General features: G+C 62.4%; 11 protein-coding genes. 6 read left to right on the top strand and 5 right to left on the bottom strand.

Going from position 1 to position 14,164, the window contains the following annotated elements; genetic code table 11:
* Positions 1-24: 24 nt before the first annotated feature.
* Positions 25-669: a TetR family transcriptional regulator gene (locus LPJGGPFB_RS02455; protein ID WP_173418579.1), complete on the top strand. Its 645-nt coding sequence runs from the start codon at positions 25-27 to the stop codon at positions 667-669.
* Here the strand turns inward: LPJGGPFB_RS02455 and purU are convergent.
* Positions 662-1,516, bottom strand: a complete 855-nt coding sequence (gene purU / locus LPJGGPFB_RS02450) for a formyltetrahydrofolate deformylase (RefSeq protein WP_173418578.1) — start codon at positions 1,514-1,516, stop codon at positions 662-664. The two genes, LPJGGPFB_RS02455 and purU, sit on opposite strands and share 8 nt — an antisense overlap.
* 220 nt (positions 1,517-1,736) lie before the next feature.
* Positions 1,737-4,718 (bottom strand): DNA polymerase I, encoded by a 2,982-nt coding sequence (polA, locus tag LPJGGPFB_RS02445; RefSeq protein ID WP_173420927.1) that lies wholly within the window; start codon positions 4,716-4,718, stop codon positions 1,737-1,739.
* Between the two features lie 657 nt (positions 4,719-5,375).
* Between polA and LPJGGPFB_RS02440 the strand changes: the two genes are divergently transcribed.
* Positions 5,376-5,819: a MarR family winged helix-turn-helix transcriptional regulator gene (locus LPJGGPFB_RS02440; RefSeq protein WP_173418577.1), complete on the top strand. Its 444-nt coding sequence runs from the start codon at positions 5,376-5,378 to the stop codon at positions 5,817-5,819.
* 204 nt (positions 5,820-6,023) lie between these two features.
* A complete protein-coding gene (locus tag LPJGGPFB_RS02435; RefSeq protein ID WP_173418576.1) occupies positions 6,024-7,415 on the top strand; it encodes a M20/M25/M40 family metallo-hydrolase in 1,392 nt (463 codons plus the stop codon).
* 141 nt (positions 7,416-7,556) lie between these two features.
* On the opposite strand, the gene LPJGGPFB_RS02430 is transcribed toward LPJGGPFB_RS02435, so the two are convergent.
* Positions 7,557-7,895, bottom strand: coding sequence for a hypothetical protein (locus LPJGGPFB_RS02430; protein ID WP_173418575.1), 339 nt, complete (start codon positions 7,893-7,895; stop codon positions 7,557-7,559).
* A gap of 299 nt (positions 7,896-8,194) precedes the next feature.
* On the opposite strand from LPJGGPFB_RS02430, the gene LPJGGPFB_RS02425 reads away from it, so the two are divergent.
* Positions 8,195-9,142: a lysylphosphatidylglycerol synthase transmembrane domain-containing protein gene (locus LPJGGPFB_RS02425; RefSeq protein ID WP_173418574.1), complete on the top strand. Its 948-nt coding sequence runs from the start codon at positions 8,195-8,197 to the stop codon at positions 9,140-9,142.
* Positions 9,143-9,160: 18 nt separating this feature from the next.
* Here LPJGGPFB_RS02425 and LPJGGPFB_RS02420 read toward each other — a convergent pair whose 3' ends face one another.
* Together LPJGGPFB_RS02420 and LPJGGPFB_RS02415 are read right to left on the bottom strand one after the other, a co-directional pair.
* The gene (locus tag LPJGGPFB_RS02420) at positions 9,161-9,652 is read right to left on the bottom strand and encodes a hypothetical protein (protein ID WP_427857494.1); all 492 of its coding nucleotides are present in this window, start codon (positions 9,650-9,652) and stop codon (positions 9,161-9,163) included.
* Positions 9,653-9,745: 93 nt separating this feature from the next.
* Positions 9,746-10,633, bottom strand: coding sequence for a DMT family transporter (locus tag LPJGGPFB_RS02415; RefSeq protein ID WP_173418572.1), 888 nt, complete (start codon positions 10,631-10,633; stop codon positions 9,746-9,748).
* 499 nt (positions 10,634-11,132) lie between these two features.
* Here LPJGGPFB_RS02415 and LPJGGPFB_RS02410 point away from each other — a divergent pair, with 499 nt between their 5' ends.
* Together LPJGGPFB_RS02410 and LPJGGPFB_RS02405 are read left to right on the top strand one after the other, a co-directional pair.
* Entirely contained in the window at positions 11,133-11,342 is a 210-nt protein-coding gene (locus LPJGGPFB_RS02410) for a hypothetical protein (protein WP_173418571.1), read from the top strand.
* 464 nt (positions 11,343-11,806) lie between these two features.
* On the top strand, positions 11,807-14,044 hold the full coding sequence (locus tag LPJGGPFB_RS02405) for a transglycosylase domain-containing protein (RefSeq protein ID WP_173418570.1): 2,238 nt from the start codon (positions 11,807-11,809) through the stop codon (positions 14,042-14,044).
* The last annotated feature ends 120 nt before the right edge of the window (positions 14,045-14,164 follow it).

Raw genomic sequence — 14,164 nt, 5'->3', positions numbered from 1 at the left:
GGGCCGTTCTGCAAGGAGGAATGAATGCGCCGAACGAAAGCCGATGCGGAGGCAACCCGGCAGAAGATCCTGAGTGCTGCCGAACGTGTGTTCTACGCAAAGGGTGTGTCGAACACGACGCTGGAGGAAGTGGCCAAGGAAGCGGGCGTGACCCGCGGCGCCATCTACTGGCACTTTTCCAACAAGACCGATCTTTTCCTAGCCCTGCATGACGCAGTCCCCCTGCCCCAGGAAGACATGATCGCTCAGGAGATCGAGGCCGAGACCGCCGATACTCTGGCAATCGTCGAGGATGCGATGGGTGCCTGGATCGATATTCTGGCTGCTGATGAGCAACGCCAGCGCATCCTCACCATCATGCTGCGCACCAACTACGACGGCGACATGAGCGAGGTCCTGACGCGTCACAGGGAACTCGACGAACATCACAATTCCCTGCTCGAGCTGGCATTCGCCCGTGCCCTTGCCAGCGGCTACATGCGCGACAGCTGGACGCCGACATCGGCGACCCGCACGCTTCATTGGATGATGCTGGGCCTCTGCACGCAGTGGCTGCTCTTCGGCCGCAGCTTTGACATCGTCGCGGAAGGTCGTGATGGGTTGAGGCGACTGTTTTCCAGTTTCCGCACCCCTAGCGCCGCCCGCATCCCGCAGACCCCCGTTAGCTGAACACGACCGTCTTGTGACCGTTGAGCATGACGCGCCGCTCCAGGTGCAGCTTGACCGCACGCGCCAGCACACGGCTTTCGATGTCGCGGCCGCTGGCGACGAAATCGTCTGCCGTCAAAGCGTGGCTGACACGCTCGGTCTCCTGCTCGATGATCGGGCCCTCGTCGAGATCCGGGGTGACGTAATGGGCCGTAGCGCCGATCAGCTTGACGCCGCGCTCATGGGCCTGGTGATAGGGTTTTGCCCCCTTGAAGGACGGCAGGAACGAGTGGTGGATGTTGATCGCCTTGCCATAAAGACGCTTCGACAAGGTGTCGGAGAAGACCTGCATGTAACGCGCCAGGATCACCAGGTCCGCGCCCGTCTCCTGCACGAGATGCAGTAGCTTCTCCTCCTGCTCCGCCTTGTTGGCCTTCGACACCGGCCAATGGTGATAGGGCACTGCTTCGAGGTCCGCCGTCCGCCGACTGTCCTCGTGGTTGGAAACGATGGCGACGACTTCGGCGTTCAGCCAGCCGACGCGGATCTGGTAGAGCAGGTGCAACAGCGCGTGGTCGAACTTCGACACCAGAATGACGATCCTCGGCTTGCGCGTCGCCTCCGTAAGCGTGGTGCGCATCTGGAACCGGTCGATAGCCGGTCGTAGCGCCCGCTCGACATCGTCCCGCACCATGCCATCGGGTGCCTGGAAGGCGATGCGCATGAAGAAGCTGTTGGTGTGCCGATCCCAGAACTGGCTGCTTTCGGCAATGTTGGCGCCAAGGCCGGCCAGCTCCGTCGTCACCGCGGCAACGATGCCCGGCTTGTCGTCACAGGACAGCACAAGGATGAATGTATTGGCGGCCATGGTCCCTCCGATCAGCGGCTCTGCCGGGCGCGCTGGCGCGCCCTTCCCGATTGCTGCCTAGGGGGCGACGAGCAAAGCCGCAACGGCTGACGTGGCAAGCGGATGCGCTTTCTCTCATCGTGATATCGGGACAGACAAAAGGCGACCGTGGTGGCCGCCTTGTGCAAGAATACCCGCAGCTGTCGATGCAGGCTTACTGATGGTTTCCCTCAGAAAAGCCTCAGTGCGCCTCGTCCCAGTTCATCGCGGCGCGAGCGTCGACCTTGAGCGGCACGCGCATGTCGAGCGCCGGCATCGCGGCGTTCTCCATCACCGAGACGACGATCGGAATGGTGCGCTCGACCTCGGCATCCTCGACCTCGAAGATCAGTTCGTCATGCACCTGCAGCAGCATGCGGGCGGAAAGCTTCGCCTCGGCGAGCGCCGGCTCGATCTTGACCATGGCGCGGCGGATGATGTCGGCCGCAGAGCCCTGGATCGGCGCGTTGATCGACGCACGCTCGTTGAAGGCGCGATGCGAGGGGATCGACGAGCGGATGTCGGGATAGTGCGCGCGCCGGCCGAAGATCGTCTCGACATAGCCGTGCTCGCGGGCAAAGGCCTTGGTGTTTTCCATGTAGTCGCGAATGCCGGGGAAGCGCTCGAAGTACTTCTTGATGTAATCGCTCGCTTCCGACCGCTCGATCGACAACTGGTTGGCAAGACCGAAGGCGGAGATGCCGTAGATGATGCCGAAGTTGATGGCTTTCGCTCGCCGACGGATTTCGCTCGGCATGCCCTCGACCGGAACGCCGAACATTTCCGAAGCCGTCATGGCGTGAATGTCGACGCCATCGGCAAAGGCCTGCCGCAGCTGCGGGATGTCAGCGACATGGGCCAGCACGCGCAGCTCGATCTGGCTGTAGTCGGCCGAAACCAGCTTGTGGCCGGGCGTCGCAATGAAGGCTGTGCGTATCTTGCGGCCTTCGGCGGTGCGCACCGGGATGTTCTGCAGGTTCGGGTCGGACGAGGACAGCCGTCCCGTCGTCGTCGCCGCCAGCGCATAGGAGGTGTGGACGCGCTTGGTTTCCGGATGAACGAAGCCCGGCAGGGCGTCGGTATAGGTCGACTTCAGCTTGGTCATCTGGCGCCAGTCGACGATCTTGCGCGGCAGTTCGTGGCCTTCGGCCGCGAGATCCTCGAGCACCTGTGCCGAGGTCGACCATTGGCCGGTCTTGGTCTTCGACCCGCCCGGCAGCCCCATCTTGCCGAACAGGATATCGCCGAGCTGCTTGGGCGATCCGACCGTAAAGGTTTCGCCGGCCAGCTTGTAGATCTCGTCCTCGAGGGCTGCAGCGCCTTGCGCCAGCTCGCCGGAGAGGCGCGACAGAATCTGGCGGTCGATGGTGATGCCGCGCTCTTCCATATTCGCCAGAACCAGCACGAGCGGCCGCTCCAGCCGTTCATAGACGCGCACCAGCCCCTTGGCGCTAAGCCGCGGCTTCAGCACATGCCAGAGCCGCAACGTGACGTCGGCATCCTCGGCGGCATAGGCGGTGGCGCGGTCGATATCGACATAGTCGAATGTCACCGACGACTTGCCGCTGCCGGTCATGTCCTTGTAGGCGATCGGCTTGTGGCCGAGCCAGCGCTCCGACAGCGCGTCCATCCCGTGCGTACCGTTGCCGGCATCCACGACATAGGACATCAGCATGGTGTCGTCGAAGCCCTTCACGGTAATGCCGTGCCGCTTCATGATGAGGTAATCGTATTTCAGGTTCTGCGCGACCTTCAGCACCGACGGATCTTCAAGCAAGACCTTGAGCCGGCTCAGGGCCTCACGCACCGGGATCTGGTTTTCCGCATGGCCGCCGCCGAGAAGATCACCGACGCCGGTCTTGTGGATCAACGGCACGTAGGCCGCGCGGATCACCGTTCCCGCGGGATCCTTGGCATAGTCGGCAAGCGCCAGCGAGAAGCCGACAAGCTCGGCCTGCATGGCGTCGAGCGACGTCGTTTCGGTATCGAAGGCGACGAGGCCCGCTTCCCTGGCGTCGGCAATCCAGGCATCGAGCGTCGGCAGATCGCGGATCGCGACGTAACGCGTGTGGTCGATGGCGGCATTGGCAAAAAGGGCTGCGCGCGACTGCGCCAACGCCTCGGGCGTCGCCTCGCCGGCCTCGCCCGTGGAGACGACGTCGCCCTTGGCCGCAGGTGCGGCATCTGCGGCGCGTGCAGGCGCCGGTGCAGCCGAAGCCTTGTCGAGATCCGGCCCGCGCGCATCCGCGCCCCACTCGACCGGCACCGTGGCCGGCTCGACAGCATCGGCGTCCGTGCCGGTGGCAGCGGCGACGCGACGAGTGAGCGTGGTAAATTCCATCGCCTTCAGGAAGGCGACGAGACGCGGTCCATCCTGCGGTTCGAGCTGAAAGTCTTCGAGCGGGACGTCGAGCGGCGTGTCGGTGCGTAGCGTCACCAGCTGGCGGGACAGGCGGGCGAGGTCAGCATTGGCGATGATGTTTTCGCGGCGCTTGGCCTGCTTGATCTCGCCGGCGCGCGCAAGCAGCGTATCGAGATCGCCGTATTCTTCCAGCAACTGCGCTGCGGTCTTCGGACCGATGCCGGGAATGCCGGGCACGTTGTCGGTGGAATCGCCGGTCATCGCCTGAAGGTCGATCATCTTTTCCGGCGGCACACCCCATTTCTCGATCACTTCCGGGATCGAGATCTGCTTGTCCTTCATGCTGTCGTACATCGACACGTTCGGCGTCACCAGCTGCATCAGGTCCTTGTCGGAGGAGATGATGGTGACGCTGGCGCCCGCCTTTTCGGCAAGGCGGGTATAGGTGGCGATCAGGTCGTCGGCCTCGAAGCCTTCCTTCTCGATGCAGGGCAGGTTGAAGGCACGCGTGGCGTGACGGATCAGCCCGAATTGCGGGATGAGATCCTCCGGCGGCGCCGAGCGATTGGCCTTGTAGAGATCGTAGAGTTCGTTGCGGAACGTCTTCGAGGAATAGTCGAAAATGACGGCGAAATGCGTCGGCGTCACGCCGACCGACGTATCGCGCGCATCGGTGAGCAACTTCCACAGCATGTTGCAGAAACCGGACACCGCGTTGACCGGAAGGCCATCGGATTTGCGGTTGAGCGGCGGGATGGCGTGGAACGCCCGGAAGATGAATCCGGAGCCGTCGACGAGGAAGAGGTGATCACCGTTTTTCATCGGCAATGGATAGCGCGGGGTGAGCCAAACGTCCATTGCGGTTTTCCGCGCTCGCGACATTCTCACCCCATTGTTGCGAGCGATCGTGCCGCGTTCGACACCGTCCACCCCTTGCACGAACCATCTGTCGCTTCGGTCGCCCTTCCGGCCGGACACGGACCGATCTACAGGCTTGCGTATTGGGCATGCGGCGCCTATCTCCGGCTGCGACAAGGCAGCAGCGCACAACGGTGCGCTGCGTGGTGGTCGTGGCAAGGATGACGACGGCGGTCACGCGTCCTGTTCGGTTTCGGCGCGCCGCGGAAAAGCCTTTGGATGCGGCCCCAAGCTTCACGGAAACGTTACGCATTTGTAATGCGCGATTCCTCGGCCCAATCCTTGAAAAGCCACATTTGACTCCTCAAATCTTACTCAACGGCACCGAGTGATGCCGTCTTCTGGTGATTGGCCTGTCCCCCGCCCGCACCAGATGAGGACAAAGGCCTTATCCCCCTCTCCGGGCCTTTGTCCCGTTTTCAGAGAACCGCCACGGCGCCGCCTCCGCGCCGTGGCGGTTTCTCGTTGGTCGGGTCAAATCGCTGCGAGACAAGGCTTTCTCAAGTCCATCGCCTGCTTTGTAACTTGTCTTCGCGCCGCATCGGGCGTACCCATTGGCGTATGGCCTTCAATCGTATGGAATCTGCGACCTATCTGGCCAGCCTGCTGGCCAAAAGTTTCTCGCGTGCCCTTCAGGAGCGCGGCCAGAAGCTCGGCTTCGCGCCCGGCCAATTCCCCGTCCTCCTGGAATTATGGGCCGAGGAAGGCCTGACGCAGAAGCAACTTCTCGACAGGCTCGACATCGAACAGGCGACCATGGCCAATACGCTGGCGCGGATGGAGCGCGACGGGCTCATCGTCAGGCGCAAACACCCGCAGGATAAACGCTCGCAACAGATCTTCCTGACGCAGAGGGCGAGGGAAATCGAGGCCGCGGCCAAGGAGGCTGCACTTGCGGCCGATCAGTCCCTGCTATCAGGCCTCAGGCAATTCGAACGGGAACTCATGCTCGAATACATGCGCATGGCGCTTGCCCATGCCCCGCGCGATGGCGGCACCGCGTAACAGCGACACGCCCCTCTGATCGTTCCATCAATAAATTTGGCTTAAACCCGCCCGCCCGAGGCTCTAAACAACCAGAGCGGGTTCGTTCGGACACGCCAAAGTCGCTGCCGACCGTTGAACGGCTGCATGATTTCGCTCACGAAATCGATTCCGATTCGCGACGTCATGCAGTAGGTTCCGGCAAAACTTGAAGCAAGGATATGCATGATGGCAGATATCACCCCCATTCTCGAGCGCGCAGACGCCAACCTGCCGAAGAGCCTGGACAGGCTTTTCGACCTCGTGCGCATCAAGTCGATCTCGACCGATCCGGCCTTCAAGGCCGATTGCCGCAAGGCCGCCGAATGGCTGGTCGCGGAACTGAGCGGTCTCGGCTTCACTGCCTCTGTCCGCGACACCCCCGGACATCCGATGGTGGTCGCCCATCACGCCGGCGCCACCGCCGATGCGCCGCATGTGCTGTTCTACGGACACTATGACGTGCAGCCGGTCGATCCCTTGAACCTGTGGGATACCGATCCGTTCGAACCCGGCCTCAAGGAGCTTGAGCCCGGCCGCAAGGTCATCACCGGTCGCGGCACCGCCGACGACAAGGGCCAGCTCCTGACCTTCGTCGAGGCAGCCCGCGCCTACAAGGATGTCCACGGTTCGCTGCCCTGCCGCGTCACCATCCTGTTCGAAGGGGAGGAAGAGTCCGGCTCGCCGTCGCTGAAACCCTTCCTCGAAGCCAATGCGGCCGAACTCAAAGCCGACTATGCACTTGTCTGCGACACCAGCATGTGGGACCGGGACACGCCGGCAATCTCGGCGGGCCTGCGCGGTCTCGTCGGCGAGGAAGTCGTCATCAATGCCGCCGACCGCGACCTGCATTCGGGCTACTTCGGTGGTGCTGCCGCCAACCCGATCCGCATCCTGACCGGCATCCTCGCCGGGCTTCACGACGATGACAGCCGTGTGACGCTCGAAGGCTTTTACGAAGGCGTCGAGGAAACTCCGGCCCAGATCAAGGCCGGATGGGAGACGCTCGGCCAGACGGCCGAAAAGTTCCTCGGCGAAATCGGCCTGTCGATCCCGTCGGGTGAAAAGAACCGCTCGGTTCTCGAACTGACCTGGGCGCGCCCGACGGCCGAGATCAACGGCATCATCGGCGGCTACACCGGCGAAGGCTTCAAGACGGTGATCGCCGCCGAGGCTTCCGCCAAGGTCTCCTTCCGCCTCGTCGGCAATCAGAACCCGGAAAAGATCCGCGAGGCCTTCCGCGCCTACGTGCGCTCGAAGGTGCCAGCGGATTGCACGGTCGAATTCCATGCCCATGGCGGTTCGCCGGCGATCCAGCTGCCTTACGATTCGAACCTGCTCAACACGGCGAAGCTTGCCTTGTCCGACGAGTGGCCGAAGCCGGCCGTGGTCATCGGCATGGGTGGCTCGATCCCGATCGTCGGCGACTTCCAGAAGATGCTCGGCATGGAATCGCTGCTCGTCGGCTTCGGCCTTTCGGACGACCGTATCCATTCGCCGAACGAAAAGTATGAGCTGCAGTCCTATCACAAGGGCATTCGCTCCTGGATCCGCATCCTGAATGCGCTTGCGGCCTGATGTTACTGCGCCGCGCGCCAAACATGGCGCGCTATGGACGCTGTAATACCATGAATTTGCTGCATAATTTCTCCTTGAATCGATTCTGACTTAAGGAATTTTGCAGCAACGACGTCGTGGCGGGTCAGCCCGCCACGACGGTCACGCCACTTTGGAGATCATCTCGACAAAGTCGGCAATCAACGCGGCAAACACGCCGCTGCCGGTAACCATCACGCCGATGAAGAACACACGCGTCGCCTGCTCGTAGACCTTCGGCTGCAGCGAGCGCAGATGGAGGAAGTCCCACAGCGCACGCATCTGCAGGAGGATGCCGATCGCCAAGAGGATGACGGCGGGAAGATCGCCCATATTCCACGGCAGCGGATTGGCCGCCCACTGGGTGAGAAATCCCAGCGAAAACGAAAGCACCACGCCGACGACCGTCACGGTTCCGTTGCGAAAGACCGCTTCGATCAGTTTTTCCTCGTCGTTCTGCATCCGACCGCCTCCGCTTTACCGTGTCGTCTTCGCGATTTCTTGACCGAACACCCGCCTCTGGCGGGGCATCGATCCTTGACCTCACCGGCCTCAGGTGCTTCCCTTTTGCAAAACAAATCAGAATGGGAAATTGGATCATTGGCAAGTGTAAGGACCGAGACGTCGCGTTCTGGGCGCGAAACTGTGACGAGCTGGAGCCACGATGGTGGCTGCTTTCATGAACAGATGCGTCCCGAGATAGTGGCGGCGCCGTCGACAGAGCCTTCGGCCAAGCTTGTTGCAGCGATCGCGACGCCGCTATGAGCAGGCTGCGCGCGTACTTCTGGCCCGTCGTCGGGCTGGCAGCGATCATCTTTTCGGTGCATGCGCTCTATCACGAACTGAGCGGTCTCTCGCTGGACGATTTCCTTGCCAGCTTCACGGCAATTTCCCTGAAAAGCTGGCTTCTGGCGATCGGCGCCACACTGGTCGCCTATGCCGCCCTTGCCGGCTACGACAAGCTGGCGCTCGATCATCTCGGCCACCGCATCTCGCTGTGGTTCATCACCGTCTGCTCGTTCACCACCTATGCGCTCTCGCACAATCTCGGCGCATCCGTCTTTTCCGGCGCTGTCGTGCGCTACCGGGCCTACCGATCGAAGGGGCTGACGCCGGGAGAAGTCGGCGTCCTCGTCGCCTTCTGCTCGTTCACCTTCGCGCTCGGAACCCTGATGCTGTCGGCGATCGTGCTTCTGGTGAAACCGGAAATCATCGAACGGTTCGCCGAATTCCTGCCGGTCGAAATGTCGTTGACGACAGGCGTGCTGATCCTGATCGTCATCACGCTCTATGTCGTCGGCAGCCTCGTCGGCTTCCCGTCGATCCGCACGCGCTGGTTCCAGCTGCATTATCCGAAACCCGCCATCGTCTTGCGGCAGCTGGTGATCGCGCCGGTCGAGCTGATCGGTGCGGCCGGAATCATCTATTTCGCCCTGCCGGAAGCCGGTAATCCGGGTTTCATCGTCATTCTGGGGATTTTTCTGGCATCGTTCTCGGCAGCCCTGCTTTCGCACGCGCCGGGCGGGCTTGGCGTGCTGGAGCTGGTCTTCATCGCCGCCCTTCCGGAAATGGACCCGGCCGACGTGCTGGCGGCCCTTGCGATCTTCCGGATTCTCTACCTGGTCATACCGTTCATCATGGCGCTTGCCGTGATCCTGGTGTTCGAACGCTCGCGCTTCCTTGCCGAGCGGCGCGGCCCGGTTCAGTAAGGCCGGGACGAAGGGCCGTCACGGTGCCTTGCACACGGCCGGAAGGGCCGCTTCGAGCGGTCCCTTCACTTCCTTCAGCCGTGCAGCTTCGATCTGATAGGGCGTGAACGGCGGCACCTGCAGCGACGGATTGATGATCCGCGTCACGTAGCAGCCGGCGAAGAAGCGCACGCGTGAGCGTTTCTCGATCGATTTCACCGCAACCGGCACCGCTGAGTAGATGCTTCCGGCGCCCGCCTCGGTCTTCACCTTGCCGAGCTTCACTTCGACCGAAACGGTCCGCTCGTAGCCGCGCGTGAAAGCCTTGTATCCGCCGACGGGTTTCGTCTCGCCGAAATAGCCGTAGGCGCGCGCGTATTCCTTGCGATTGATGGCGTTGTAGAGCGATCGAACGACAGCGGCACCATCAGAGCGATCGTCGACATAGGCGACGCTATCCTGCGCCAGAACTTCGGAATTCACGGTGGCAAGCGTGGAAAAGGCCAGCACAGCGGCGGACGGAAACTTCACGGCATTCCTCCTCATCGGCTTTCGGGGCAGCCAGGCGAGCACAACATCAAGGCGAAGCCATAGCAGGATTCGCGAAAACATCGATATCGCCGATCAGGCCGGCGGCAGGCCTGCCTTGCGGCGGGCAACGACGCGCTCGCGCCAGACGGTGAAGATGCCGGCCGCCACCACAAGCACCGAGCCGGCAATCATGTTGGTGGTCAGCGTCTCGCCGAAAATGCTGACACCCATGACCGACGCGAAGACGAGTTGCAGGTAAGTCAGCGGCTGGACAGCGACCGCGTCCAGCACGTCATAGGCGCGGATGAGGAAATAGTGGCTCGAGGTCCCGGTAAGGCATAGGAGCAGCATCCAGCCCCAATCCGGTGGCGACAGCGTTGTCCAGAAGAACGGACCGACGAGGCTGATCGCCAGGGCGCCGACGATGCCGGTATAGAAAAAACTCGTCATGGCCTGATCGTCACGGCTGACCAGCCGGGTGACGATGACATAGAGGGCAAAGACAAGGGCTGCCACCAAGGGCAACAGGAATGCCGTCTCGAACAGGCCCTCGGCCGGTTTCAGGATCAGGAGAACGCCGATAAGCCCGACCGAGATCGCCAGCCACCGGCGCCAGCCGACACGCTCACCCAGGAGCGGCATCGACAGGAGGGCAACAAATAAGGGCGTCGCCGCGAGGATTGCCTGCGAATGCGCCAGCCCCACCAGCGTGAACGAGGTGATCACCATGACGATCTGCAGCGGCAACAGCAGCCCGCGCAGCACCTGCAGCAGCGGTCTTCTGGTCGCGGCCGTCACCTTGAGCCCGCCTGTTGCCCGGGTGGCGAGCACGACTGCAAACAGGGCAAAGGCCCAATAGCGGATCATTGCCACAAAGACAGGGGGATAGAGGCTGCCCAGATGTTTGGAGATGCCGTCCTGGATCGCAAAGATGACGATTGCCTGTAGCGCGTAGATGTAGCCGTTTGCCTTGGAGCCCATGTCCGCGCCGATACACCCGCAAGCCTTGCAGGACCAGTCTAATCTGCGCCGAAGGTGAGTTGACTTCGTCAGGCAGGAGAGAGGCCCAGACATGAAAAGAGCCCCGCGCGGGAGGAGGTGCACGGGGCTCTCAAACTTGACCGGTGACTGGGAGGAGGAGTGCCACCGATCCGCATCGGGCGCCGCGGGAGGAGGTGCAGCGCTTCGATAAGTCGTATAATAATCATGCGCCGCAATATTTTCAAGGGCAATTTGCTGCATCGCACCATTTTAATCCCTAGCCGCGTCGATAGACACCTGACTGTTGATTTAGAGAGCGAAGTTGAAGGCTATCGGCTGATCGATAGTCCGCAAGCATTCTGCAATCGCCCCGCCGACCCCACGCGCTTCGGCGACGTCATGGCACTACCTGGCCCGGCCTCCCGCCGGAACAAAATCGTGATTTCGAGCAGATCGCTTTGCGCGTTAGATTTGACCGGTGAGCGAGAAGGAGAAGATCATGAGGACGCTTCTAGTGACCGTAGCCGCCATCGGCCTGTCGACCTCCGCGGCATTTGCCGAATGCGCCTATCACGCCAAGACCAATGCAGCGATCGACACGGAAACGACGACAGCGAGCATATCGACGGAAAGCGAGCCGGTATCCGAAGAAATGGTAGTCCTGAAAAAGACCGATCGCCTGGTGCAGGACGAAAAGACTGCCGAATAGTCCGGCATCGACAGACCCAGTACCGGATCTTCATGTCTGCCACAGCGTCGGCGGTCGCCTATGTCACGCGCGCCAAGGAATGGGCTCGTCCAATGGATTCGTGTCCGCGCAAAGACGCGGGCCTCGAGGGACCGCAGGAGCCGCTATATGGGGCGTGGTACGACTGGTCTTTGATGCCTGTTTCCAGGCGCCTCGCCCGCCCGAACGGTCCGCGGTTCTCGGACGAGTGTCATCATGCGAACGAAACGGCAACGCTCCGTGACGCCAGATCCGGCAAGCTGTTGAAGAGCATGCATATTTTACGATCAGGTTTTTAACCCCCCCTTAAATTGCCGCATTTAAAGTTCACCGCATCGCCGTGGCGGGTCGATCGATCAACTTTCCCCGCTCTTGAGATTGCGTTTGCCGCTGGGGCAAAACGACTGGGCGCCCGCGATGCGGCATGAGGGGTAAATCCAAACAGCATGGCAGCAAGCGGCAAGTCAGGACAACGGATCGAGCCCTCGTTCGGCGCAAGCACCGACGACGATGATGACGATTTTCGCATCGAGGCCAGCGATCGCGTAACCGGCGGCGGCCGCAAACCGGCCCGTGGAAAATCGGCTCCCGCGCAGAAGAAGAAGGCGAAGCGCAGCAAGCGTGGCGGATCGCGACGCGGCTCCGGCAATGGCGGCGGGTTCATCGGCCTCGTGCGCACCCTGTTTTACTGGTGCATCGTGCTCGGGATCTGGGGTGCGATGGGCGTCGGCGGCCTGGTGCTCTATTACGGCGCGCGCATGCCGAGCGCCGAAAGCTGGTCGATCCCCGAGCGGCCGCCCAACGTCAAGATTCTTTCCGTCAATGGCGACATCATCGCCAATCGCGGCACCACCGGCGGCGAAGCTTTGTCGCTCGAAAACATGTCGCCCTACATTCCCCAGGCAGTTATCGCCATCGAGGACCGCCGGTTCTATTCGCATTTCGGCGTCGATCCGCTGGGCCTGGCACGCGCCATGCTGACCAATGTCACCACCGGCCGGATGGTCCAGGGCGGCTCGACGCTGACCCAGCAGCTTGCCAAGAACCTGTTCCTGTCGCCGGAGCGCACGCTTGAACGCAAGGTGCAGGAAGTACTGCTCGCCTTCTGGCTGGAACAGAAATATTCCAAGGACCAGATCCTGGCGATGTATCTCAACCGGGTGTTCTTCGGCTCGAACGCCTATGGCGTCGAAGCGGCGTCGCGACGCTATTTCAACAAATCGGCGCGCGACGTGAACCTCGGCGAGGCGGCTCTGCTTGCCGGCCTGCTGAAGGCGCCTTCGCGCCTGTCGCCGGCCCGCGACCCGAAGGCTGCGGAAGAGCGCGCCCAGGTCGTTCTCGGCGCCATGCGCGAGGAAGGCTTCGTCACCGAAAGCGAAATCAAGACCGCGATGTCGCAGACGCCGACCAAGGCCAAGAGCTACTGGTCGGGCGCCGAGCACTATGTCGCCGACATGGTGATGGATCAGCTTCCCGGCATGATCGGCGAGATCAAGGAAGACCTGGTCATCGACACGACGATCGACCTCAACCTCGAAAAGAAGGCGGAAGAGGCGATCAGCGCCACGCTTGACGCCGACGGCAAGAAGCTCGACGCTTCGCAGGCAGCCCTCGTGTCGATCGACGGCACCGGCGCCATTCGTGCGCTGGTCGGCGGCAAGGATTATGCCGAAAGCCAGTTCGACCGCGCCTCCAAGGCCAAGCGCCAGCCCGGCTCCGCCTTCAAGCCCTTCGTCTACGCGGCAGCACTCGAGATCGGTCGCACTCCGATGTCGATCCGCAACGACGGCCCGGTCCGGATCGGCAACTGGACGCCTGAAAATTACGACCAGAAATACCGCGGCGAGGTCACGCTCGCCGACGCACTTGCCAATTCGTTGAACACCATCGCCGCGCAGCTCGTCATGGAAGTCGGTCCGCAAAATGTGGTGAAGGTCGCGCACCGCCTCGGCATCGATTCCGAGATGCAGGCCAATGCCTCGATCGCGCTCGGAACCTCGGAGGTCAGCCTCGTCGAGCTGACGTCTGCCTATGCCCCGTTCATGAACGGCGGCTTCAAGGCGACGCCGCATGTCATCCGCCGGATTTCCAAGGCCGACGGCACGGTGCTTTACGAAAATACCTACGACAACCCGCCGCGTGTGCTCGACCCGGCCATCGTCAGCGAAATGAACCAGATGATGGTGCGGGTGCTGACCAACGGCACCGGCAAGAAGGCCCAGCTGAAGGGCTGGGAAGCGGCTGGCAAGACCGGCACCACCCAATCCTTCCGCGACGCGCTTTTCGTCGGCTATACCTCGAACCTCACCACCGGCGTCTGGTTCGGCAATGACGACGGCAAGTCGATGAAGAAGGTCACCGGCGGTGGCCTGCCCGCCAAGGCCTGGCACGACTACATGCTGGCCGCGCACGAGGGGCTTTCGCCCTCGCCGCTGTTCGGCACCACCGGGGTGCAGCCGGTCTTCGACGACGGCGGTACACCGCCGGCAGCAACGGGCGACATTCTTTCCGGCGATCCGAACGCCTTTCCAGCACCGCCTGTCGGCGTCGACGGTTCGATGGCCGTCCAGCAGACCCGCCCCTTGCCCGAAGGCAACGGCGGCATGGTACCGCCGGCCGATGTCGGCGAGACCACCGGCGCCACCAAGCGCACGACACTTTTCGATATCCTGACGGGCGGTTGAGGCGGCGCAAACGGCGCCGTGCTGCCGCTTTGGGGCCGTCCCGGACTTCGGCGAAACGCCGATTGTCCGCCGCACGCCAATCGCAGGCTTGCTTTTGCCCCCAATCGCCCCGCAGAATGC

The organism is Ensifer adhaerens (genome assembly GCF_013283195.1).
GTDB lineage: Bacteria > Pseudomonadota > Alphaproteobacteria > Rhizobiales > Rhizobiaceae > Ensifer > Ensifer adhaerens_G.
The sequence above is the reverse complement of the archived record's forward strand: the minus strand, read 5'-3'. Positions and strand labels throughout refer to the sequence as shown.